Source organism: Ensifer sp. R-19 (genome assembly GCF_049905105.1).
In the GTDB taxonomy this organism is placed as follows: Bacteria; Pseudomonadota; Alphaproteobacteria; order Rhizobiales; family Rhizobiaceae; genus Ensifer.
In genome coordinates this window covers 1,966,469-1,988,673 of sequence record NZ_CP184570.1, presented here as the reverse complement: position 1 = coordinate 1,988,673, position 22,205 = coordinate 1,966,469, and the positions used below count along the sequence as shown (strand labels likewise).

Below are 22,205 nucleotides of genomic sequence, written 5' to 3'. Positions count from 1 at the left end.
GCGCATGAACGTTTCTCGTTGGTTGGGAGCGGGCGGCAAGCCGCCCGGATCAAATGCCCGTTAACCGCTCGCGATATTTGTCAATGATGACGGCGAGGATGATGACGACGCCTGTTATCATCTGGCGCATGAAGTCGCTGAGCCCGAACAGGATGAGGCCGTTGGCGAGCACGCCGGTGATGCAGGCTCCAAGCAGCGTGCCGATCACGGTGCCCCGACCGCCATTGAGACTGGTGCCGCCAATGATCACCGCCGCGATCGCATTGAGCTCGAAGCCGATGCCGATGATCGGGCTCGCGATGTTGAGGCGCGCCATGTAGACCATGGCGGCAATGCCGACGAGCGCGCCGGCGATGGTGAAGGCAGCGACCTTGTAGAACATCAGCGAGTGGCCGGCGAGGCGCACGGCCTCCTCGTTGTTGCCGATGCCATAAAGCAGCCGGCCGAACACCGTCTTCGACAGCACGAACCAGGCGATCGCGACGAGCACCAGCGCGATCAGGAAGACCACGGGTATGCCGAGGATCATCTGCGAACCGAAGGCGTTGAAGCTCGGCGGGAAGGAATAGATCGTGCGCGCATCCGTCACCTGAAGTGCTGCGCCGCGGGCTATGTTCAGCATGCCGAGCGTGACGATGAAGGAGGGCAGCCCCCAGAAGGCGCTGATCCAGCCATTGAGGAAGCCGCAGACCACGCCGGTGCCGACGGCGGCAAGGGTCGCAAGGGCTACTGCCTGAAACACCGAGAGGTCGGGGATCGTCAGCACCGTGCCGCCGACGACGGCGCAGAAGGCGAGCATCGAACCGACGGAAAGATCGATGCCGCCGATCAGGATGACGAAGGTCATGCCGACGGCGAGGATCAGGTTGATGGTGATCTGCGTCAGGATATTGGAGATGTTGTTCGGCGTCAGGAAGTGTTCGGTGCTGACCGAGAAGAAGACGATCAAAAGCAGCAGCGCCAGGCCGATACCGGTATCGCGCAAGAGCACCTTCGGCGACCAGCCCGTCAGCCGGCGCGTATCGGCGGTGTCGCTTGCTTGTGTCTTTTCGAGTGCTTGCATCTCAGTGCCTCGCCTGTTGCTGCTCGCCCTGGTAGGCATATTGCAGGATACGTTCTTCGGAGAATTCCGGCCGCGACAGTTCGCCGACGACGCGGTGCTGCGACATCACCAGGATCCGGTCCGACAGCGTCATCAGCTCCGGCAGTTCGGAGGAGACGACCAGCAGCGCCAGGCCACGCTCGGCGAACTGGCGGATCAGCGCATAGATTTCAGCCTTCGCGCCGACGTCGACGCCGCGCGTCGGTTCGTCGAGCAAAAGCACTTTCGGATTGCGCGCCAGCCACTTGGCGAGCACCACCTTCTGCTGGTTGCCGCCGGAAAGCGTCGCGGCATTTTTGCCCGGCCCGCCATATTTCAGCTTGAGCTCGGCACCGAGCCGCTCCGTCACCGCGATCTCGGCCTTCCTGTCGAGGATGCCGGCACTTGAAACGTCCGACAGAGACGCAAGCGTGACGTTGGCCGCGATCGGCATGTTGAGGATCAGCCCCTCCTCCTTGCGGTCTTCGGTGACGAAACCGATGCCGGCATTGATCGCCTCGCGCGGCGAGCGGAAGGAAACGGGCGCACCCTCAAGACGAAGCGCGCCGGAGAGCGGTGGCTCGGCAGCGGCGATCGCGCGCAAGAGCTCAGTGCGCCCCGAACCGACGAGACCGGCAATCCCGAGGATTTCGCCTTTGTGCAACTGAAGCGAGATGCCTTGGGCATGGGGCGATTGCGGATGGCGGAAGTTGACGAGCGACAGCGCTTCTTCGGGGCGCGCCAACGATACCATTTCGCTCGCCATCTGTTGTTGCAGCTTGCGGCCGACCATGGCGCGCACCAGTTCGTCCTGGTTGGTTTCGGCAATCGGCCGCGAGAACACCGTCTCGCCATTGCGCAGCACCGTCACTCGGTCGCAAATGCGGAAGACCTCGTCGAGGTGATGGGAAACGAAGATGATCGACACGCCGCGACTGCGAAGCTCGTTGATGATCTTGAACAGCCGCTCGGTCTCGCGCGACGTCAGCGTTGCCGTCGGTTCGTCCAGTATGAGGATGCGGCTTTCCGTCATCAGCGCTCTGGCAACTTCGACGAGCTGGCGATGGGCGATGCCGAGCCGCTCGACCGGCCAACGCACGTCGATATCGCTGAGTCCGATGGCGTCGAGCGCGGCACGCGCGCCGGCATGCATCTCCTGCAGCCTGACAACGCCGAGTGCATTGCGCGGCAGATGTTCGATGAAGATGTTTTCCGCCACTGAGAGATAGGGCAGCAGGTTGAATTCCTGGTGCACGACCTGGAGGCCGTTGGCCTTGGCCTCGCGCGGCGTCGTCGGCGCGTAAGCGCGGCCGGACAGGTTGATCGCGCCCTCGTCCGGACGGACGATGCCGCAGAGCACCTTGATCAACGTGGACTTTCCGGCGCCGTTCTCGCCGATCAGGCCATGCACTTCGCCTGGCTCAATAGAAAGGCTGACGCCATTCAGCGCCTTGGTGCCGCCGAAGGCCTTCCTGACATCGTGCAGCTCCAGAACGGGCCGCGTCGAAATGTCAGCCGCATCCGCGCGCACTGATTCCGTGTTCATCATAATCTAGCCCTTTGAAACGCAGCAATTCCGAACGGGAGCCAATCGCATCCCGCGTCCGCTGTTCCTGCCTAAGCCGCACCGGGCGACACCCGGTGCGGTAGAAGCAATCTCTGGGCTATTTCACGTCGTCCTTGGTCACGAGTTTGATGTCGGTCTTGACCCAGCCTTCAAGCTTGGGACCGCCGGCGACGACGGCGAGCGCCTTGTCGATCGCATTGGCCGCCATCTCCGAGCCGAACTGGTCGACGGTCGCGAGCAGCTTGCCGTCCTTCAGCATGGGCGCGACCGCTGGCACGTTGTCGAAGCCGACGACCTTGATGTCATTGCGGCCGACCGCATCGAGCGCCTTGACCACCCCGATCGCCATCGAATCGTTGGCCGCGAGCACACCCTGGATATCGGGATGCGCCGTCAGCATGGTGGAAAAGACGGCGTTCGCCTCTTCCGTTTCCCAATGAGCCGTGCGGGAATCGAGAAGATCGAGCTTGCCGGCGGCGACCGCGTCTTCAAAACCGAGCTTGCGCTGCGCCGCATTGTCGGCGCCCGGGTTGCCTTCGAGGATCACGACCTTGCCGCCGGCGCCAAGGTCCTTGGCGAGCGCATCGCCGACCATCTTGGCGCCGCCGCGGTTGTCAGGACCGACGAAGGCGAGGTCGACACCCGCATCCTTCTTCGCCTGCTCGTCGAGCGAGACGTCGAAGTTGACGACGACGATGCCGGCGTCCATCGCCTTCTTCAGCGGCGCGACCATGGCGCGGGAGTCGGCTGGTGCGATGACGATCGCGTCGACGCCTTGGGTGATGAAGTTTTCGACGCCGTTCAATTGGCTCTCGAAATCCGTCTCGTTCTGCATGCCGATGGCTTTGAGCTCGTAGTCGCCCCGCTTCTTTGCATGCGCCTCTGCGCCTTCGAGCATGTTCTTGAAGAAGTCGTTGGCAAGCGACTTCATGACGAGGCCAACGACGGGTTTGTCGGCGGCCATCGCGATCGTCGGGAGCGCAGTGGCAACAGTGAGCGCGACGATAGATGCGAATCTTGAAAGCTTCATGGGTTCTCCTCCGGTGAAACGACGGTCCTCCAACCATCGATGAAACGTTTCATCAAGTGAATGCGAATGAACCGCTTCTGCCGCCAAGAAAAGCGAAACATCTCTCTGCTGTCAATATGAAACGTTTCATCACGGTGAAATTTGTGCTGGAAGTCGCTATCGGTTGCCGGCATTCTCTGATTTAAAAGGAAGAAACCAGCCGCCACCCGATACCCCGGGGGCTTGCGATAACGCTTTGATCTGCTGCATGATTTCTAACCGCAGCGGACGCAGAAAATGGGACTGGAGCCGACCGTTTGAACCCGACGATAAAGGATGTTGCCCAGCGTGCCGGTGTCTCCGTGGGCACTGTTTCGCGCGTCCTTGCCAAGAACAAGACGGTCAGCGAAGACATCCGGAAGAAAGTGGAAGCAACGATTGAGGCAATCGGCTACCGCCCGAACATCCTCGGCCGCAGTCTCAGGCTCGCCAAAACCGACATCATCGGGCTCGTCGTGCCCGATATCACAAATCCCTTCTTCGCCGAGCTTGCCAAGCACGTCGAGATGCTTGCTTCGGCCGAGGGATATTCGGTCCTGCTCGCCAACACCCATGACGACCCGGAGGCGGAACGGCAGCAGATCGAGACACTGCTCGGGCGCCTGCCCGCCGGTTTGATCCTCGTTCCCGTCAGCAACAGTCTCGTCGACGGACTTGTCGCCGGCACGCGGACGGTAACCGTCGACCGGCCCTTGAGCGGGCATGCACTCGTTGCCGTCGACAACAGGCAGGGCGGCTACCTCGCCGCCGATCATCTGCTCGCACTCGGGCATCGCCGGCTCGGCTACATCAGCGGACCGAGTTCGACCGAAGTGTCGGGCGAGCGCCGCGATGGCTTCAAGCAGCGACTCGAAGAATTCCGCACGACCCATCCAGGCGAATACGTCGCACCGCAGGTCGTCGAAGGTCACTTCGATTACCGCTCGGGCGAAGAGCTCGGTAAGCAGATGCTGACACAAGCGGCAGCAACGCGCCCGACGGCGATCGCCACTGCGAGCGATCAGCAGGCGATCGGTCTTCTGCGCGCCGCCGGCGACATGGGCGTGCGCGTGCCGACCGATCTTTCGATCGTCGGCTTCGACGACATCCCGCTTGCCTCGCTGGTGCTGCCGCGCCTGACGACGATCCGCCAGCCGATCGACGAGATCGCGCGGCTGGCGCTGGACGGCGTGCTCGGCAGCCACGCGCTGCAGGAGGAATACAAGCTGCAGCCAGTCCTCATACGCCGCGGATCCTGCGCAGCACCTGGGGCGCCCTGACCGCGAGCCTGCCCAAGTGAGGCGCGAAAATTGCGCGCGATTTCCGCACCCGTCTCGCACCGGCTAACAGCCAAGCACCACCGCGCCTCCGGTGAGCCCGGCGCCCGCTGCCGTCAGCAGCAGTTTCTCCCCGTGATCGAACGGCCGCGCTTCTCGCGCGAGCGATAGCGACAGCGGGATCGTCGCGGCGGACGAGTTGCCGTAGTCCGCGATGCTCCGCACGGTTCTTGCAGGCTCGATGGCGAGGCGATCGCAGACGGCGTCAAAGATCCGGGCATTGGCCTGATGCGGCACGAAGCGGCTGATCTCTTGGGGATTGCAGCCGGCGGCATCCATTGCGCGGACGGCACAGGCTGTCATCATCTCCACGGCCTGAGCGAACATCTCCCGCCCGTCGCGCATCGTCATCAGGAAATCCTGGGGCTGCAGGCCCGGCGAGAACGGCTGGCTGCTGCCGCCGGCGGCGATGGAGATCAGGTCGTAGCGGCTGCCGTCGGCGGCAAGATCAACGCCAAGCAAACCGGTCTGCGGATCATCGGAAGGCGCAACGACGACCGCACCCGCCGCGTCGGCAAAGAGAACGGCGCTTGCTCTTTCCGCCGGATTGATGCGCCGGCTCAGAATGTTGGCCGCCACCACCAATACCGGTTTTCCCTGCGAACGGACGAAGCCGTCGGCAAGCGTCAGCGCATAGAGAAAACCCGAGCACGCACCGGCCAGATCGATCGCTCCGGAACGGGTGAGCCCGAGCCGGTGGGCGAGCAAAGGTGCGGAAGGCGGCAGGAGATGATCGGGCGTGGAGGTCGCCAACAGGGTCAGGGCGACATCGCCCCGCGGCATGCCGGCATCCTCGAGCGCCGCCGCGCCGGCGCTCGACGCAAGTCCCGTCAAAGTCTCGCCATCCTCGACCCAACGCCGCTCGCGAATGCCGGTACGACGCTCGATCCAGCCGGGCTCGAGACCGAGCTTTGTTTCGATCTCGGCATTGGCAACACGCCGTGCCGGCACGGCATGGCCGAAACCGACAACGCGAGATGACCGTGCGGCGCTCACAGCCGCCCTGCCGCGAAAAGCGATGCCGCCTCGTCGATCGCGCCATAGGCCCGGTCGAGCTCATCGGCGGTCACGCAATAGGGTGGCATCAGATAAATGACATTGCCGAGCGGGCGGATCAGCAATCGCCGCTCGCGGAAGAAGGCCCTGAGCCGCGGGCCGATCTCGGAGAGATAGCCGCCAGCCGGAACCTTGAGATCAAGGGCAGCAATCGTTCCAAGCTGGCGCGTATCGCTGAACCGGGTGTCGCCTGCAAACCGAGCGACATGCCGACGCTGCTGCTCCGTCAACGCGTCGATACGTTCTCGCACAGGCTCTTCTTTCCAGACGGCGAGATTGGCGAGCGCTGCCGCGCAGGCGATAGGATTGGCCGTATAGGAACTGGAATGAAAGAACGTCTTGCGTCGATCTGTCGAGAGATGCGCCTCAAAGATCTCGGCCGTGCAGAGTGTCGCCGCCAAGGGCAGCGCGCCACCGGTCAGTCCCTTCGAGGTGCAAAGAATATCGGGCGTGATGCCGGCCTGGTCGCAGGCAAACAGACTGCCCGTTCGTCCCCATCCGGTCATCACCTCGTCGGCGATCAACAGGCTGCCGTGCCGTTCGGCAATCCGTTTCAACTCGGCAAGCACGGAAGCCGGGTAGGTTTTCATGCCGCCTGCACCGAGGAGCAGTGGTTCGATCAACAGGGCCGCGACCTCGCCGGTGGCACAGGCCGCCTCGAAGGCATCAAGCGTCGCCTGCTCTTGAGCCGGCTCCGGAAACGTCAGCCGATCGACGGCAAAGAGCAACGGTGCGTAAGGCGCATTGAAGACGCCCCTTTCTCCCGCGGACATCGTGCCGATCGTATCGCCATGATAGCCGTGTTCGAGCACACAGATGCGGTTCCGCGGCCGGCCGAGATTGTGGAAGAAACCAAGTGCCATCTTCAGCGCGACTTCGACCGCGGTCGAGCCGCTGTCGGAATAGAACACATGGGCGAGCCCGGGTGGCGCGATCTCGATCAGCCCGCGCGCCAGGTTCTCCGCCGGCGCATGCGTATATTCGGCGAAGATAAGCTGATCGTAGGTTTGCGAGGCGGCGCGGATCGCTTCCATGATGGCGGGATCCCGGTGGCCGTGGGTGATGACCCACCAGGACGAAATCGCATCGAGGATCGCCGCCCCGTTTTCGTCGATGAGATAGGCGCCCTCGGTCCGGACGACGCGTCGCATCGCCGGCTCCAGTGCATGTTGGGTGAAGGGATACCAGACGGTGGAGTTTCTCATGCCGGCACCTCCAGCAAATCGTCGACGTCGAAATTTTCGCGAAACGCCTGCCGCAGCCGTTCCGGCGTCAACGGGTCAAGCAGCGGCAGCCGTCCAAGCCGTCGAACCTCCCCGAGTTCCGCGATGATCGCCTCGCTGTCCGCCTGCTCGTCGCCGATGAAGGCGACACCCAGGACCGGGATCGCACGGCGCCGGAGCGCCTCGAGCGACAGCAAGGTGTGATTGATCGTGCCGAGCCCCGTGCGGGCGCAGAGAATGACCGGGATTTGCCAGCGCGCGAACACATCGGCAAATACGCTCCGCTCGGTGAGAGGCACCAGGAGCCCGCCTGCCCCCTCGATGACGAGCGGGCGGTCGACCTTGGGCGGCAAGAGATGTTCAGGCCGGATCGACACACCATCGATCCGCGCCGACAGATGTGGCGAAGCCGGTGTCCTCAGCCGATAGGTCTCAGGCAGGATGCAGTCGGGCGGGATCCGACCGAGCCGCGCTACAGCCTCGCTGTCGGTTTCTTCATCGAGCCCCGACTGCACCGGCTTCCAGTAGCAACCGGAAAGCGCGTCGGTCAGCGCTGCGGAGAATATCGTCTTGCCGATGCCGGTATCCGTGCCGGTGATGACGAAACGGGGCCTCATGGCCGTTCCTCGACCATCGCCACCTTCAAGCGCTCCAACATGCGCGCGATCATCGGCCGGTCGACATTCAACGTGATCGCGATCCGGAGCCGCGCCGTCCCCTCGGGAACGGTCGGTGGACGGATCGCCCTGATATCGAAACCCTCGGCGCGCATCCGCGCGGCAATCCTCACGGCGCGACCGTTGTCGCCGACCGGGACTGGAAGGATCTGCGAGCCGCTGCCTTCGATGCCGAGGGTTTCGGTGAACACGCGATTGGCGAAGGTCCTGAGATCATCGAACTCCGCCCGCCGCCGAGGCTCATCCACGAGCGTCACAAGAGCCTCGCGGACGGCGGCGGCAATGAGCGGCGAAGGCGCCGTCGCATAGATGAAGTTGCGAGCACGGTTGACGAGATAGTCGCAAAGCACGGCGTTTGCGCCAACGAGGGCGCCGGAAACGCCGAGCGCCTTGCCGCAGGTATGCAGCACGACGAGATTTTCCCTGCCGTCCAATTCGGCCGTCAAACCGCGGCCATCTGGCCCGAAGACGCCGGTCGCATGCGCTTCGTCGACCACCAGAAATCCATCATGCCGATCGGCGAGCGCGGCGAGGTCTGCAAGCGGCGCCCGGTCGCCGTCCATCGAATAGAGGCTTTCGACGGCAATCCACGGATGTCCCATGCCGCCGCGCTTGCGCCACGCACCGATCGCATCGGCAAAGGCGTCAACGTCGCTATGCTTGACCGCGATCGCACCGGCCCTGCTTGCGGCGATACCCTCATGGGCACTCGCATGGATCAGGGCATCGTGGACGATAATATCGTCGCGCTGCGGCAGCGTCGAAAACAAGGCGGCATTGGCCGCATAGCCGCTGCCGAAGAACAGCGTTCGCTCCACGCCAAAGAAGGCGGCCGCCTCCGCCTCCAGCGCCTCATGTTCCCTGTGGTTGCCGCGCAACAGCCGCGAACCGCCAGATCCGACCGGCACGCCGCGGTCGATCGCTGAGCCAATTGCGGCCTTCAGACGCGGCGATCCGGCGAGCGCCAGATAGTCGTTGGAGGTGAAGTCAACGCCACCAACCGCGACAAGCTCGCGCCGACGCCCTTTGCGTTCGAGGCCAGAAAGCGTCTTCTCCTGGCGAGCGAAGAGGCTCACGCTCATTCGGCCGCGTCCTGTTTTGCCGCTGATGCCATCGGTTTCAGTCCCAGGCGACGGAAGAGTGCCGCGTCGTGGTCCTCGCCGGGATTGTCGGCGGTCAGCAACGTCTCGCCGACGAAGATCGAATTGGCGCCGGCAAAGAAACAGAGCGCCTGCATCTCGTCGCTCATATCGGTGCGGCCGGCCGAAAGGCGGACATGCGACTGCGGCATCAGGATGCGCGCCAGGGCGATGGTGCGAACGAAATCGATCGGATCGACCGGCGCCGCATCGGCAAGCTTCGAGCCCGGGATCGGAATCAGCATGTTGATCGGCACGCTTTCTGGGGGCACCGGCAGATTGGCAAGCGTCACCAGCATCGATATCCGATCGTCAGCCGTCTCGCCCATGCCGAGAATACCGCCGGCACAGACCTTGATGCCGGCATCGCGGACGTTCGCCAACGTTTCCAGCCGGTCGGCAAAGCTGCGGGTGGTGATGATCTCGCCGTAGAAGCGCTCCGACGTATCGACATTGTGGTTGTAGTAATCGAGCCCAGCATCTGCGAGCCGCCCGGATTGTTCCGGCGTCAGCATGCCAAGCGTCATGCAGGTCTCCATGCCGAGCGACCGCACGCCCCGGACCATGGCGACGATCGCCTCCATGTCGCGCTCCTTCGGGCTGCGCCAGGCGGCGCCCATGCAATAGCGCGTCGCGCCGCCGTCCCTCGCTTTCCGTGCTTCCGCAAGAACCCGTTCGACTTCCATCAGTTTCGACGCTTTCAGCCCCGTCGGGTAGTGCGCCGACTGGCTGCAATAGCCGCAGTCTTCGGCACAACCGCCGGTCTTGATCGAGAGCAGGCGGCTCATCTGGATGGCATTGGGGTCGAACTGGGCGCGGTGAACGGACTGCGCACGATACAGAAGGTCGTTGAATGGCAAATTATAGATTTTTTGTGCGTCGGCCAGAATCCAACCGGTTTTGGCGGATTTGGTGGCTCCGGAGGTCGGCTCGGTCGAACTGTTTGTATCCAGCATGTTCGTTCACTTCCCTGTTTGCGGCAGAGCAAAATAGATAGAATGCATTATTATCTATAATTTTCACGGACACTGCATCGAGCAACCATCCAGAAGGAGAGTTTACTCTAACAATTCAATCACAGCGTGCCTTTGCGTGCTTCAACTGGTGCAACCAGAAGGGCAAATACCGCGACTTTCGGCGGCATCAGCTGATGGCGATGACAGCAACGGCCAGATGCCCGGATTTTCGGGACCTTGCGCCTTGCACTAGCCGTAGATCTCTCGACCGATGCCCGCTACCGACACCAGCGAGCCTCAAGAACACATGTCCTTCCACTTTTTATAGATAATTTTTTGCGCACGAGGTACACACCGGCAGCCCTTGACAAAATCCGATCCAGCCGCTCAGTTTGAAGCATTCACCAGGGGTGTCCCGACAAGGGGCTGAGATTCTGCTAGGCGGTTTCCGCGGCGCAGTGACCCGTTGAACCTGATCCAGTTCATACTGGCGTAGGGACGGTGCAGACATCGCTGCCGCATTCGCGTTCGCGCGAGCAGATCTCGGCAAGGCGTCCTTCCCTCTCTTCCGGTCCGAACTGGGTCTCCAACAATGGAGCCTCGGCAATGCGTATCTTCATCGCGATTCTGCTTCCTTCAGACCGACGTTCGGCTCGCCGCAGCTGGGCGCATTGACCATGCGCATCCTGATCAAAGGCGCCGGCGTCGTCGGGCTGACCTTGGCACATGAGCTGATCGGCCGTGGCGTCGGGGTGGCCGTTGCCGAGCGGCAGCCAGACTTCCGCGGGGCGGCGTCGTGGTTTGCCGGCGGCATGCTGGCGCCCTGGTGCGAACGCGAGAGCGCCGAGGAAACGGTGCTGACGCGCGGCATCGGCGCCATCGACTGGTGGGACCGCGCGCTTCCGGGCGAAGTGTCACGCAACGGCACCCTCGTCGTCGCTCCGCCGCGAGACGTCGGCGAACTCAAACGCTTCGCTTCGCGCACGTCCGGCTTCGAATGGCTCGACGGAGAAGCGATCGCGAGGCTGGAGCCGGCGCTTGCCGGTCGCTTCCGAGAGGCGTTGTTCTTCCCCGGCGAGGCGCATCTCGACCCGCGCCGGGCGCTTGTCTTGCTGCGGCAAAAGCTCGTCGAGCACAGCGTCGCCTTCATCGGCGAGGCGGATAATAGCAGCGACAGCGATCTGATCGCCGACTGTAGCGGCGGCGCAAGAATCGGCGGCACCACCGGTCTGCGAGGCGTGCGCGGCGAGATGCTCTATCTGCAGACCGGTGAAGTGGAATTGTCGCGGCCAGTCCGTCTCATCCACCCGCGCATCCCGCTCTACATCGTACCGCGCGGCAATGGTCTGTTCATGTGCGGCGCGACCATGATCGAAACCGACGACGGCGGTCCGATCGCCGCCCGTTCGCTGATGGAGTTGCTGAACGCAGCCTATGCGCTTCACCCCGCCTTCGGTGAGGCGCGCCTTCTCGAAACCGGCACCGGCGTCCGGCCGGCCTTTGCCGACAATCTGCCGCGCGTCATGCGCGCCGGAAACACCATCACGCTCAACGGGCTCTATCGCCACGGCTTCCTGCTTTCACCGGCCCTGGCCGAGGAAGCGGCGAACCTTGCCCTTGCCCAGAACCTGAAGGGAGACGCCGCATGAAATTGACCGTCAACGGCGAGGATCACGAACTCACAGTCACGACCCTTGCCGAACTCCTGGCCGCACTCGACTTCGAAGGGGATTGGCTTGCCACCGCCGTCAACGGCGAGCTGGTGCACCGAGCCGACCGCTCGGCCCATTCCCTCAGCGATCGCGACCGGATCGAAATTCTCTCGCCGATGAAAGGAGGCTGAGACATGCTGACGCTTTATGGACAGGAACTGCGTTCCCGCCTGCTTCTGGGCACCGCCCGCTACCCCTCGCCTGCCGCGCTCGAAGACGCGGTTCGGTCGTCGGCGACCGAGATTGTCACGGTTTCGCTGCGCCGCGAAACCGCCGGCGGCCGTCAGGGCGGCGCTTTCTTCGACCTGATCCGGTCGCTCGGCGTGCACGTGCTGCCCAACACCGCCGGCTGCCACTCGGTGTCGGAGGCGGTGCTGACCGCCAAGATGGCGCGCGAGGTCTTCGGCACCAACTGGATCAAGCTCGAAGTCATCGGCCATCAGGATACGCTTCAGCCCGATGTCTTCGGGCTGGTCGAAGCAGCACGCATTCTTTGCGCCGAAGGCTTCGAGGTCTTCCCCTACACGACCGACGACCTCGTGGTCGGCGAGCACCTCGTCGAGGCCGGATGCAAGGTGCTGATGCCCTGGTGCGCGCCGATCGGCAGCGCCATGGGGCCACAGAACATCCCGGCGCTGCGCGCCATGCGGGCCCATTTTCCGGATATGCCGCTGATCGTCGATGCCGGCATCGGCCGGCCCTCACACGCAACGACAGTGATGGAACTCGGCTTCGACGCGGTTCTGCTCAACACCGCCGTCGCCGGGGCAACGAAACCGGCCCTCATGGCCTCCGCCTTCGCCCGAGCAATCGACGCCGGACGCGATGCCTTCGAGGCGGGCATGCTCGAACCGCGCGATTTTGCCGTTCCCTCCACGCCCGTCATCGGAAAGGCGGTGTTCGCGTGAAACTCGACCCCTTCTACCTCATCGTCGATAGTGCCCAATGGATCGGGCGGCTGGTGCCGCTCGGCGTGAAACTGGTGCAGCTTCGCGTCAAGGACCGTCCGGAAGCAGAGCTTCGCGATGAGATCCGCGCGGCCAAGGCGATCTGTGACCGTCATGGGTGCCAGCTCGTCGTCAACGATTACTGGCGCCTCGCAATCGACGAAGGCTGCGATTTCGTCCATCTCGGCCAGGAGGATCTCGCGGATGCGGATCTTGCCGCAATCCGCGCTTCCGGCCTGAAGCTCGGCCTCAGCACCCACGACGAGAGGGAGCTGGAGACGGCGCTTGCCGCCAAACCCGACTATGTCGCGCTCGGACCGATCTATCCGACGATCCTCAAGCAGATGAAATGGGATCCGCAGGGGCTGCCGCGCCTCTCCGCCTGGCGGGAGCGCGTCACGCCGCTGCCGCTCGTTGCGATCGGCGGCCTCAATATCGACCGGATTGCCGGCGTCTTCGAGCATGGCGCCGACAGCGCCGCGGTCGTCACCGATATCACGCTGAATGCCGATCCAGAGGGGCGGACGCGGGAGTGGATTGCACGCACGGCGCCGTGGCGCTGATCGAGGAAAACAGCGGGATCACCTGACGCCGTGGCTCTGCCTCAGGCAATCGCCAGTTCTGAAAGCCAGGCCGAACCCAGGCCGTGCTTGTCGCAATAGGCGGTAAGCCGGTCGCGCGTTTTGCCGGGCCGGTCGAGACCGAGAAAGCGGGAAGCGTTCCTCCAGAGGATATTCTGCTGGTGCTCGTCGCTGACGCTGGCGAGCGTCAGTTGCTCGACTATTCTCGAAACATAGGCGTTGTAGTCCTTCTCCAGCGCCATCATCGACCAGTCGGTGCCGAACATGAGATGGCGGGCGTCCGGGTCGTAATCATCAAGCCATTCGTCCAACAGCTGCCGGATCTTCGTGTGAAGATTCTTGTCGTCGCTGCTGACCAGTTCGCTGAGATAGCTCAGATCCGCAAACAGGTTCGGGCGACGCTCGTGATCGATCGTCCTGCCGATGATCTCTTCCCAGGTCGGCGGCCCGGAAAACTTGTCCTGGGCACAGGAGACCATCACGCCTGTCGGCGCCCCCGGGCGCAGGATTTCATCGAAGGCGCCGAAATGCGCGAGATTGATCCGCAGCTTATCGTACTGGTTCGTGTCGAGCAGCTTCTTCCAATAGGCGGGGCTTGCAAGATTGCCGTAGCCGCAGCCGGCCCCGATGCTGTTTTCCGCATGGGCCATGATCGGCACATCGTTGTCGCGACACCAGGCGTAGAGCCGCTTCAGCGCGCCATCGATCGCCGGATCCGCATTGCCCCATGCCTTGAAGCCCATCGGCGGGTAGATTTTGACACCGATGAAGCCCTTTTCCATGATCGCGTACTGGACGTTTGCCAGCGATGAACCCGGCCTTTGCGCTTCCCGATGCGGATCGAAGCCGACGAAGCTGTGCATGCGGATGCCGTGCTTCCTGGTGACGATCTGCTGGACCTCGTCCATGACGTCGATCTGGTCGCGCTGTGGCGATGATGTCCCGTGAAGCGATTTATCGAAGTCCAGGATGCTCGGCGTGATCAGAGAGAGCCGACATTTGGAAGCGAAGATCTTGACATAGGCTTCCGCCAGGTTTTCCCGGTAGTCCTGCATCAGCCGGACGAAGGAAAGATAGGTTCCGATCTGGTCGTGCGCCTTTGCGGCGGTGGCGACGGTATCGACATCCGCTTCACTCACGCCGCCGCCCGAACGCCGCTGGAATGTCTGGGGCAGATCGGGAGTTCCGCCGAGCTGGCGCAGCAAACCGTCATAGTCAGGGGATTCGCCAAGACTGCGCCTCGAAAACGTCGATCGTTGCTCGCCTGCGCGCGCGATCAGATCCCTTACCGCGACGCGCAATTGCTCGTCCTTGCGCCGCGCGAGCTCGGCGTCGGAAAGGCGCCGAGCGCCTTTTTTCAGAACAGCAAGTTCATGTTTGGCTTTGGGCGCGACATCGCCAAGCGCTGTCACGAGAAAGACCACCAGGGCATTTTCCAGCCCCTTCGCCTCCTCAGCGTTCGCGGAGAGCCTTTTCTCCGGCATCTTCTCCCGCAGCGCCACGTAGCGAACCAGGCCATCCACCGGCACATCCGCCGCGTTGAAGAAATGGCAATGGACGTCGATGATCGGATGACTGAGACTGCAGGCGCCGGGCAAAGGCAGATGCCGGCATCCGGAAAGCACATTTGCAAGCACGCCCGCCGAAACCAGCCGCAAGACATCGCGGCGCGTCACGGCGGCAACCGGACCAGCCCAGTCGACCTCCATTGTCCCCTCCTGTTGCGAGACCCCCTCGAACAATCGGGCAAACATTACTCCGTCCGAAAGCCGCGCGAAACAGATATTTACTTGCCGTTACTGGGGTCCCGTAGATCAGCGTGAGTCGACTTTCAGTCAGACAGGAGGCGTGTTACTCTAAAATCTTGGGGAGAATTTTGCGTGGTTGGTGGCGCCGGCAAATATGAGTTCCAACGTTACCTGTCCGGAGCCCTGGTCCAATGGTCCTCCCCGGCAGCAACGGAATCGGCTGCCCCCGTACGGGAAGACTTCCTCGGCTCGCTGCTTTTCGCCGACATCTCCGGCTTTACGCGTTTGACCGCCAAATGGTCCGAAAGCGACCGCGCTGCCGGCGCCGAACGCGTCAGCCTGCTTCTGAACGCCTTCATGGGCGAGCTCATCACCCATATCGAGGAGCATGGCGGCACGGTCTTGAGTTTCGCCGGCGACAGCCTGATTGCCGGCTGGCGGGCACCGTCCCCGGATGAGCTCGAACAGACGGCCTGGCGCAGCTGTTATTGCGCCGAACGTATCCGCGAGCAAATCGGCGGGCCGGGCAATCCCGAAGACGCGCTTCAACTGCGCATCGCCGTCGGTGCCGGCGCCATCACGCTGCTGCATCTGCTGCCGCGCGCGGACCAGCGTTGGCTGATCGTCGGAGGCGACTGCCTGGCCCAGGCCGATCATGGCGGCCAACTGAGCGACGCCGGAGAAATTCTCGTCTCCGATGCCGCGTGGCAGCTGATCGGCAGGCGCGCCAAGGGCGGGTTGAACCGGGAGGGGACCACACGCCTCGAAAGCATCGAGCCCTGCTCGACCACGAAGGAAGCGCCCCGCACTCAGCCGGGCTCCGCAACCGACCGGCTTGAAGCCTATCTACCGCTTTCGCTGCGCAGCCGCCTGCTCTCACCGCTTTCACAATGGCTCGCAGACCTCAGGATCGTGACCGCGCTTTTCGTGCATATCGTCGGGCGCGATCTCGATACGGATCTCGATCGGTTGAACAAGCTCGTAGCACGATCGATTGCCGTCGTCGGCCGCACCGGTGGAGAGATCCTGCACACAGCGCTCCATTCCGGCGGGCTCGAAGTCTTTGCCGTTTTCGGCCTGCCCGGCAAAAAACATGCCGACAATGCGCGCCGGGCGATCATCGCCGCCCTTCGCCTGTCGAACGAACTCGACGAGCCGGATCTCGGCCTGTCGGCCGGCATCTCGACCGGCGAGAGTTTCTGCGGCGCGCTCGGGACGATCCATCGTGCCGACTACACTGTCGTTGGAGCCGCCGTGAACATGGCCTCCCGGCTGGCGAGCGTTGCCGCAGGCCGCATTCTCGTCGACCAGGCGACGGCGAAGGAGACTGCCGGCCAGATTGCTTTTTCCGGTCCCTGGACACTTGCCGTGCCCGGCATGCGCGGCGGCGTGGTCGCCTTTGCGCCAATTGCCGAGACCGTCGCGACCATCGACACCAAGTCCCCCGTTCTCTTCAACCGGGCGGCCGAACTTGCAGCACTCAACGCGTATGTGGAGCGCGCAGGCAGAGGACAGGCCACCGGCGTGATGATCGTTAAGGGTGATTCCGGCGTCGGCAAATCGGCGCTGCTTCGTGCCTTCGTCGAAACCTGCCGTGACCGTGGAAGCCAGGTTCTGGTCGGCAATGCCGACGATATCGAAAGCGACGTGCCCTATTTTGCCTGGCGCGGAGTGATCCGCGACCTGCTTGGTATCGGCGACCTGCGCGGCGCCGAAGCCTCGGATCAGGTGATGCAGTTCTTCACCCACCGACCGGAACTCGCACATCTGGCGCCGTTGCTGAACGATGCCATCAACCTCACCTTGACCGACACGGTCGAGACCCGGGCGATGTCAGGCGACGGGCGGTCGCACCGGCTGCGTGAATTGCTGCGCGATCTGATGACCGACAGCCTTTCCTGGGGGCGCGGCCTTGTAGTGCTTGAGGACGTCCACTGGCTGGACGAGGCATCCGGTCAGCTGCTCGGCCGATTGGTTTCCGGAACGGCGCCGATCCCGGTCGTTGTGTCAACCCGCACGGCCAGGACGCAACAGGACCTGACGCGGTGGACCGGACAACATTACAATGGTGCGCAGACACTTGATCTCTTGCCCCTCGATTTCGAGGGCACGATTTCACTGGTGCGCGCGTCGATCGGCAGCAACTCCCCGGCAGATGGCTTTTGCGAAGCGGTCTATGCACAGTCGGCGGGAAACCCGCTGCTCATACGCGAAATCTGCCGGATGATCGGCGAACGGCGATTGCCGAAGGCTGCGGAAACCCAGGTCCCCCTGTCGCTCGCCGAAGCCCGTTCGAACGAAGCGACCTTGCTCAATACGGCCAAGGTCACCGTGATCGCCCGAACCGACCAGCTCCCGGCTGAGCTCCAGGCTCTCCTGAAGATCGCAAGCGCCATGGGCGCGACCTTTTCCATCGCCGAACTCCAGGCGCTTTCACCGATCAGGAAGTCCGCCTTGGACATCGAGGCAAGCATCGAGCGGCTGCAGGCGGCCCATCTGATCAAACCCATGGACGACCGTCCGGGCCGTTTCACATTCAGCCACGCCGTCATCCGCCAGGCCATTTACGACAGCATGCTGTCGGAACAGCGCCGTGAGGCACATCGCGCCATCGCCCAGGCGATGGAAGAGAGCGGGCAGCCCGACAATGCGGAAAATCTGCCGCGCATATTGAGCCATTGGGAGCGCGCCGGCGATGCAGCGCTGGCATTCAACTACCTGGATCGTGTCGCCGAGCTGCGTCTGCGCCAGTTCGACAATGCCGCTGTCGTCGACCTGATCGAGCGCTTTTTCAAGACCGCGCGCGAGCTCTCGATCACGATCACGCCTGCCCGGCGGGCGGCCGCCTGTTTCCTGCTCGGGGAGGCCAGTCTCAATCTCGGCCGCGCCGAAGCTGCAAGGCATGCCTATGAGGAGGGCCTACGGCTTTCCGGCCTGCCGCTTCCGCGCACCTCGGCCGGCCTCGCGCTGCATCTCGTTCTCGATCTTGCCGAACAGGTGTGGCGTCGTGTGACCCATGGAGACAAGGACTGGATCCTCGAGCGCGAGATCTCGCGGTCGCCATCCGATCCGTTCCTGCTTGCGGCAAAAGCGCATGAAGACCTGACGCGGATCTACTACTTCACCAGCGAGAAGCTGCGGCTGATCCATGCGACGCTTCGGGCGACGAACCTTGCCGAAAGAAACAAATATGTCTCGCCGACGACCGCCACCAATTACGCGAGCCTCGGCGCCATATGCGGCGTCATCCCGCTTCACAAACAGGCCGAGCACTACAGCCGATTGGCCGCCGCCCTTTCGGAGCGCGTGGATCAACTGGGAACGCGCGTGCGCGTCGACCTTTTGTCGGGCATGTACCAGATCGGCCTAGGCCATTGGCGCGAAGGCAAGCGGGCGTTCGAGGCCGGCCTCAACAACGCCTCGACCGTCGGTGATTTGAGACGCTGGTGCGAAGTGGCCGTTGGCCTTGAGACGATTTCCGGCCCCTGGCTACTGACCTCCGCTTTCGAAGGCATTGCACCATGGGAAATCCTGGTTCAGCGCATCTGCGAAGAGGGCCGCAGGCGCGGCGACACCCAGGTGCTTGGCTGCGGCCTGCTCGGCCGCCTCAGGGGCCATGCGGCGCTGGGCCGATGGGCCGCCATCGACGCCGATCTCGATGAACTCAGGCAGATCATCACCGCAAAGGCCGACGGACTGGAACTCGTGCACTGCATCGAGGGAGCATCGCTTCTGGTGGAAGCCGCCCGGCGGCAGGGTGACGCGGGCGAAGCAAAGGCATGGTTCGAACGGGCATTCTCCTGGTGCCAGACGCTCAACCCGGCGATGAAGACGCGAACCCTGCCGGCGCTTGCTCGGCTGTTCGACGTCGCGAGCGACACGGAGGGCGGCGACCCGGCAGCGGCGCAGCTTGTCCTGCGAAAGCTCGAGCGGTTCGCACGCGTCTATCCGATCGGCCGTCCAACGGCAGCACTCGGCGAGGCGACCCTTTACCTGCATCTCGGCCAGCAACGACGCGCCGAGCGGGTGGCGCGATACGCCTTCGCCGAGGCGATACAATTGGAGATGCCGGCCGTGGCGCTCGCCTCGTTGCGCCACCCGGCGGGGCCGAGGGATGCTGCGGCGTGGCAGGCCTTGGAGACAATGTTTGCCGTTCGGCAAAACACCTGGGGCGAGGTCCTCCAGCTCGATCAGGCCGAGTTTCCGCCCCATGTCCAGGTTGTTGCGTTCGAGGGAGGCCATGCGTGAACCAGTATCGAGTGCCGCGCGTCCTAATCGTGCTTGCGCATTTCGACGAGACCAGAAATCCGGAAGGTCGCCCCGACTTCATCCCGCAGGGAACCGGCCACCTGTTCCTGGCGGGCGCCTTTGCCCGCGATCGCGTGAGCCTTCGCGCCTACAGCGAATTTCACGACGGGCCGCTCGTCGACGAGACGGCCTTCGCGGAACTGGACATGCTGGTGCTGACCGGGGTCACCGCCGCCTTCGACCGGATGCGCCACCTGACCGCCTATGCCCGCACGAAATCTCCAGGCTGCGTCATCGTCGCCGGCGGACCGGTCGTCCGCAATCTGCCGGTTTCGAGCGCCGAAACCTTCGACTACGCCTGCGAAGGTGACGTCGAGGAGATGCAGGCGGTTATCAAGGAGGTCTTTGGCGAATGGGCCGTCTCCGAAACGATCCTGCCGCGCTTCGACCTCGCCGGCTGGGGCGGCCCGGTCAGCTATGTCGAGACGAGTCGCTACTGCAATTTCAAATGCAGCTTCTGTGCGCTCACCGCCGAAGGCCGGCGCTATCACAGCTACGACCTCGGCTATATCGAAGCGCAATTGCGCAATGTCCCGGCCAAGAAATACGTGCTGTTCATCGACAACAACTTCTACGGCAACAGCAAGGATGCCTTCCATGCCAAGCTCGACCTGATCCGGTCGCTTTGGAAAGAGGGACTGTTTCAGGGTTGGATTGCGCTCGTCACCGGGGATTTCTTTCGCGATCCCGATAATCTCGAAGCAGTGCGCGCGGCCGGCTGTCTCGGCCTCTTCAGCGGCGTCGAGACGCTGAACGAAGCGCAGTTGAAGCGCTACCAGAAGAAACAGAACCTGGTGGTGCCGCAACTGGAAGCCATTCAGACCTGCTTGAAGGCCGGTGTCGCCTTCCAGTACGGGCTGATGTTCGATCCGTCGTCGCAGACGATGCAGGCGATGCAGGACGAACTCGCCTTTATCACCGGCGAAAGCAGAATGCCATTGCCGGCCTTCCTGAGCCTGACGATCCCGCTGCTGGGCACGCCCCTGTTTGACGAATGCGCCGCAGAGGGCCGCTTCCTTCCTTCTGCCAAACTGCGCGACATGGATGGCTTCACGCTGATGACCCACCCCCTCGACAACCTTGACGATGTCGCCTTGTTTGCCCGCAAGCTGTCGCGCCTCGACGGCAACCGGACTCAAATCCTGCGCCATTGCCTGGGCTTCTACCGCAATTACCGCCGATCGCTCTCGGGCCGGCAGATGATCCATCTGCTGGCCAACAGCCTGCGCCTCGCCTTGCCCTCTATCATGCATCGCCATGGTCTTCCGACCCGTTCGGGCAGCGACGACAATCTCACCTATGTCACGACGTCGCAGCCGCTTGGGCCGCTCTACACGCCGGCCTTTCGGGTCGGCGAACGCTTCCGCTCGCATTTCGCGCCAACGATGATCACCGACGCTTCGGGTGCGCTTGACGAGACCATTGCCCGCAATCTCGAATATCGGACCAGCCAGCGGCAACGAACGAGCCTCGGCGTCGAATATAGCCCTGGTTGAGAGCGTCCCGGCGCCTGCGTCAATCTGCCCCCTGATTGCAACCTCCAGTGCGTGAAGTTGGGTCGGCTTGGTAAGATTGGATTCAAACTTTTTGGGTAAGCTTCCGTTAGCTATTTCACACCTGTCGGCCGGCGATTGCCGTCGACCTTGTTTTGCGTACGGGTGCCCATGCGTCTTTCAGCTGCGACCGCAATCATCTTTGCCGGCCTTGTCTCCGGCTGCTCTTCCAGTTCGAGCCTGGACACGATCGCACCGCGGCCGTCGCGAGAAACGACCAGTTCGGTCGTGCTTTCGGCCGCGCCGGTACCCGTCGCCAATGTCGGCGCAAGGGTGGCCGAGGTCACACCGCCGCAGAGCGTCCAATCCGCACCGCCGCAGGAAATGCTCGCCTGGGCCGGGCCGGTTCCGGAACCCGAAGCCTTCGCGCCCGCGGCCAATACCACAACCACGACCACGACCCTGGCCATGCCCGTTCCGGGCGCGCGCCCGGTCGCCTTCGTTGCGCCGGACAATCCGGTGACGCAGGCGATGCCACAGGGCCGTTCGCGGATCTACGGTCACCGTTTCCGTGACGCCAAGCCGATCAATTTCGGCCGCGCCAAAAATCCGCGCAAGATGGCCGTTCACGGCGTCGATGTCTCACGCTGGCAGGGCGAGATCGACTGGCCGAAGCTGCGCACTCAAGGGGCCAACTTCGCCTTCATCAAGGCGACCGACGGCGGCGACCATCTGGACCCGATGTTCAAGAAGAACTGGCGCGCCGCCAGGGCGGCCGGCATGCGCCGCGGTGCCTATCACTTCTTCTACTGGTGCCGCACCGCCGGCGAGCAGGCGGACTGGTTCATCCGCAACGTTCCACGCGAGCCCGGCGCGCTGCCGCCCGTGATCGACGTCGAATACAACGGCGAATCCAGCTGCAAGCGCCGCCTGTCGCCCGAACGCGTGCGCGAAAAGATGCAGGTCTTCATGGACAAGCTCGAGGCGCATTACGGCCAGCGCCCGATCATCTACACCGCCCCGGACTTTTATGCCGACAACCTGCAGGGCGCGTTCCAGAAGTATCCGTTCTGGCTGAGGGCCGTGGCCCAGCATCCGTCCAAGGTCTACCCGAACCGCAAGTGGCTGTTCTGGCAGTATTCGGGCTCGGGCCTGTCGCACGGCGTCGACGGCAAGATCGACCTCAACGTCTTCCACGGCAGCGAGGCGGAGTGGCAAAACTGGCTGGAGGCGCGGGCGAGTTGAGGCTCGGCCACACTCTGCAGCGCAGCGCGTCATATCAGACGCGCAAGGTCGCTGTAGCACTTTGATTTGCTGCATGAGGTCACGATA

Annotated in this window: 17 protein-coding genes and 1 riboswitch; of the genes, 8 read left to right on the top strand and 9 right to left on the bottom strand. The window is 63.4% G+C overall.

Features of this window, described 5'->3' with window-relative positions:
- Positions 1-49 precede the first annotated feature (49 nt).
- The 3 genes from ACN9MO_RS28380 to ACN9MO_RS28370 form a co-directional block, all read right to left on the bottom strand.
- Positions 50-1,063 (bottom strand): ABC transporter permease, encoded by a 1,014-nt coding sequence (locus ACN9MO_RS28380; RefSeq protein WP_199536493.1) that lies wholly within the window; start codon positions 1,061-1,063, stop codon positions 50-52.
- A 1-nt stretch (position 1,064) separates the two neighbouring features.
- Positions 1,065-2,627, bottom strand: a complete 1,563-nt coding sequence (locus ACN9MO_RS28375) for a sugar ABC transporter ATP-binding protein (protein WP_425987189.1) — start codon at positions 2,625-2,627, stop codon at positions 1,065-1,067.
- A gap of 118 nt (positions 2,628-2,745) precedes the next feature.
- Positions 2,746-3,678 carry a sugar ABC transporter substrate-binding protein gene (locus tag ACN9MO_RS28370; RefSeq protein WP_057251882.1) on the bottom strand — a complete coding sequence of 311 codons (933 nt, stop codon included), beginning with the start codon at positions 3,676-3,678 and terminating at the stop codon, positions 2,746-2,748.
- A 296-nt stretch (positions 3,679-3,974) separates the two neighbouring features.
- Between ACN9MO_RS28370 and ACN9MO_RS28365 the strand changes: the two genes are divergently transcribed.
- Entirely contained in the window at positions 3,975-4,976 is a 1,002-nt protein-coding gene (locus ACN9MO_RS28365; protein ID WP_110880526.1) for a LacI family DNA-binding transcriptional regulator, read from the top strand.
- A 63-nt stretch (positions 4,977-5,039) separates the two neighbouring features.
- Here the strand turns inward: ACN9MO_RS28365 and ACN9MO_RS28360 are convergent, their stop codons facing one another.
- The 5 genes from ACN9MO_RS28360 to bioB are packed head-to-tail and all read right to left on the bottom strand — an operon-like array spanning position 5,040 to position 10,084.
- Positions 5,040-6,029 (bottom strand): beta-ketoacyl-ACP synthase III, encoded by a 990-nt coding sequence (locus tag ACN9MO_RS28360; protein WP_425987186.1) that lies wholly within the window; start codon positions 6,027-6,029, stop codon positions 5,040-5,042.
- Positions 6,026-7,294: an adenosylmethionine--8-amino-7-oxononanoate transaminase gene (locus tag ACN9MO_RS28355; protein ID WP_113132508.1), complete on the bottom strand. Its 1,269-nt coding sequence runs from the start codon at positions 7,292-7,294 to the stop codon at positions 6,026-6,028. The genes ACN9MO_RS28360 and ACN9MO_RS28355 overlap by 4 nt, the downstream gene beginning before the upstream one ends.
- Positions 7,291-7,929: a dethiobiotin synthase gene (gene bioD, locus ACN9MO_RS28350; RefSeq protein WP_113132509.1), complete on the bottom strand. Its 639-nt coding sequence runs from the start codon at positions 7,927-7,929 to the stop codon at positions 7,291-7,293. Before bioD ends, ACN9MO_RS28355 begins: the two co-directional genes overlap by 4 nt.
- The gene (locus ACN9MO_RS28345) at positions 7,926-9,071 is read right to left on the bottom strand and encodes an 8-amino-7-oxononanoate synthase (protein ID WP_113132510.1); all 1,146 of its coding nucleotides are present in this window, start codon (positions 9,069-9,071) and stop codon (positions 7,926-7,928) included. Before ACN9MO_RS28345 ends, bioD begins: the two co-directional genes overlap by 4 nt.
- A complete protein-coding gene (gene bioB / locus ACN9MO_RS28340) occupies positions 9,068-10,084 on the bottom strand; it encodes a biotin synthase BioB (RefSeq protein WP_113132511.1) in 1,017 nt (338 codons plus the stop codon). The genes ACN9MO_RS28345 and bioB overlap by 4 nt, the downstream gene beginning before the upstream one ends.
- Before the next feature lie 396 nt (positions 10,085-10,480).
- Positions 10,481-10,601: riboswitch (TPP riboswitch) on the top strand.
- Positions 10,602-10,761: 160 nt separating this feature from the next.
- Between bioB and thiO the strand changes: the two genes are divergently transcribed.
- Genes thiO through ACN9MO_RS28320 form a run of 4 tightly spaced genes read left to right on the top strand, consistent with a single transcriptional unit; the run spans position 10,762 to position 13,306 of the window.
- On the top strand, positions 10,762-11,733 hold the full coding sequence (gene thiO, locus ACN9MO_RS28335; RefSeq protein WP_113132528.1) for a glycine oxidase ThiO: 972 nt from the start codon (positions 10,762-10,764) through the stop codon (positions 11,731-11,733).
- Positions 11,730-11,927, top strand: a complete 198-nt coding sequence (gene thiS, locus ACN9MO_RS28330) for a sulfur carrier protein ThiS (protein ID WP_113132512.1) — start codon at positions 11,730-11,732, stop codon at positions 11,925-11,927. Before thiO ends, thiS begins: the two co-directional genes overlap by 4 nt.
- 3 nt (positions 11,928-11,930) lie before the next feature.
- Positions 11,931-12,704 carry a thiazole synthase gene (locus tag ACN9MO_RS28325; RefSeq protein ID WP_093235254.1) on the top strand — a complete coding sequence of 258 codons (774 nt, stop codon included), beginning with the start codon at positions 11,931-11,933 and terminating at the stop codon, positions 12,702-12,704.
- Positions 12,701-13,306 carry a thiamine phosphate synthase gene (locus ACN9MO_RS28320; RefSeq protein WP_093235253.1) on the top strand — a complete coding sequence of 202 codons (606 nt, stop codon included), beginning with the start codon at positions 12,701-12,703 and terminating at the stop codon, positions 13,304-13,306. The genes ACN9MO_RS28325 and ACN9MO_RS28320 overlap by 4 nt, the downstream gene beginning before the upstream one ends.
- Positions 13,307-13,347: 41 nt before the next feature.
- Here ACN9MO_RS28320 and ACN9MO_RS28315 read toward each other — a convergent pair whose 3' ends face one another.
- On the bottom strand, positions 13,348-15,033 hold the full coding sequence (locus tag ACN9MO_RS28315; protein WP_162733607.1) for an amidohydrolase family protein: 1,686 nt from the start codon (positions 15,031-15,033) through the stop codon (positions 13,348-13,350).
- Between the two features lie 171 nt (positions 15,034-15,204).
- Here ACN9MO_RS28315 and ACN9MO_RS28310 point away from each other — a divergent pair, with 171 nt between their 5' ends.
- The 3 genes from ACN9MO_RS28310 to ACN9MO_RS28300 all read left to right on the top strand — a co-directional run bounded on the left by ACN9MO_RS28310 (position 15,205) and on the right by ACN9MO_RS28300 (position 22,118).
- A complete protein-coding gene (locus ACN9MO_RS28310) occupies positions 15,205-19,320 on the top strand; it encodes an adenylate/guanylate cyclase domain-containing protein (protein ID WP_113132514.1) in 4,116 nt (1,371 codons plus the stop codon).
- Entirely contained in the window at positions 19,317-20,876 is a 1,560-nt protein-coding gene (locus tag ACN9MO_RS28305; protein WP_162733608.1) for a radical SAM protein, read from the top strand. The genes ACN9MO_RS28310 and ACN9MO_RS28305 overlap by 4 nt, the downstream gene beginning before the upstream one ends.
- Before the next feature lie 168 nt (positions 20,877-21,044).
- The gene (locus tag ACN9MO_RS28300) at positions 21,045-22,118 is read left to right on the top strand and encodes a GH25 family lysozyme (protein WP_113132515.1); all 1,074 of its coding nucleotides are present in this window, start codon (positions 21,045-21,047) and stop codon (positions 22,116-22,118) included.
- The last annotated feature ends 87 nt before the right edge of the window (positions 22,119-22,205 follow it).

Coding starts and splice junctions, on each gene's coding strand:
- bioB (WP_113132511.1), bottom strand. CDS start 10,084: ATGCTGGATACAAACAGTTCGACCGAGCCGACCTCCGGAGCCACCAAA.
- bioD (WP_113132509.1), bottom strand. CDS start 7,929: ATGAGGCCCCGTTTCGTCATCACCGGCACGGATACCGGCATCGGCAAG.
- ACN9MO_RS28380 (WP_199536493.1), bottom strand. CDS start 1,063: ATGCAAGCACTCGAAAAGACACAAGCAAGCGACACCGCCGATACGCGC.
- ACN9MO_RS28300 (WP_113132515.1), top strand. CDS start 21,045: ATGCGTCTTTCAGCTGCGACCGCAATCATCTTTGCCGGCCTTGTCTCC.
- ACN9MO_RS28370 (WP_057251882.1), bottom strand. CDS start 3,678: ATGAAGCTTTCAAGATTCGCATCTATCGTCGCGCTCACTGTTGCCACT.
- ACN9MO_RS28315 (WP_162733607.1), bottom strand. CDS start 15,033: ATGGAGGTCGACTGGGCTGGTCCGGTTGCCGCCGTGACGCGCCGCGAT.
- thiS (WP_113132512.1), top strand. CDS start 11,730: ATGAAATTGACCGTCAACGGCGAGGATCACGAACTCACAGTCACGACC.
- ACN9MO_RS28325 (WP_093235254.1), top strand. CDS start 11,931: ATGCTGACGCTTTATGGACAGGAACTGCGTTCCCGCCTGCTTCTGGGC.
- thiO (WP_113132528.1), top strand. CDS start 10,762: ATGCGCATCCTGATCAAAGGCGCCGGCGTCGTCGGGCTGACCTTGGCA.
- ACN9MO_RS28345 (WP_113132510.1), bottom strand. CDS start 9,071: ATGAGCGTGAGCCTCTTCGCTCGCCAGGAGAAGACGCTTTCTGGCCTC.
- ACN9MO_RS28355 (WP_113132508.1), bottom strand. CDS start 7,294: ATGAGAAACTCCACCGTCTGGTATCCCTTCACCCAACATGCACTGGAG.
- ACN9MO_RS28375 (WP_425987189.1), bottom strand. CDS start 2,627: ATGAACACGGAATCAGTGCGCGCGGATGCGGCTGACATTTCGACGCGG.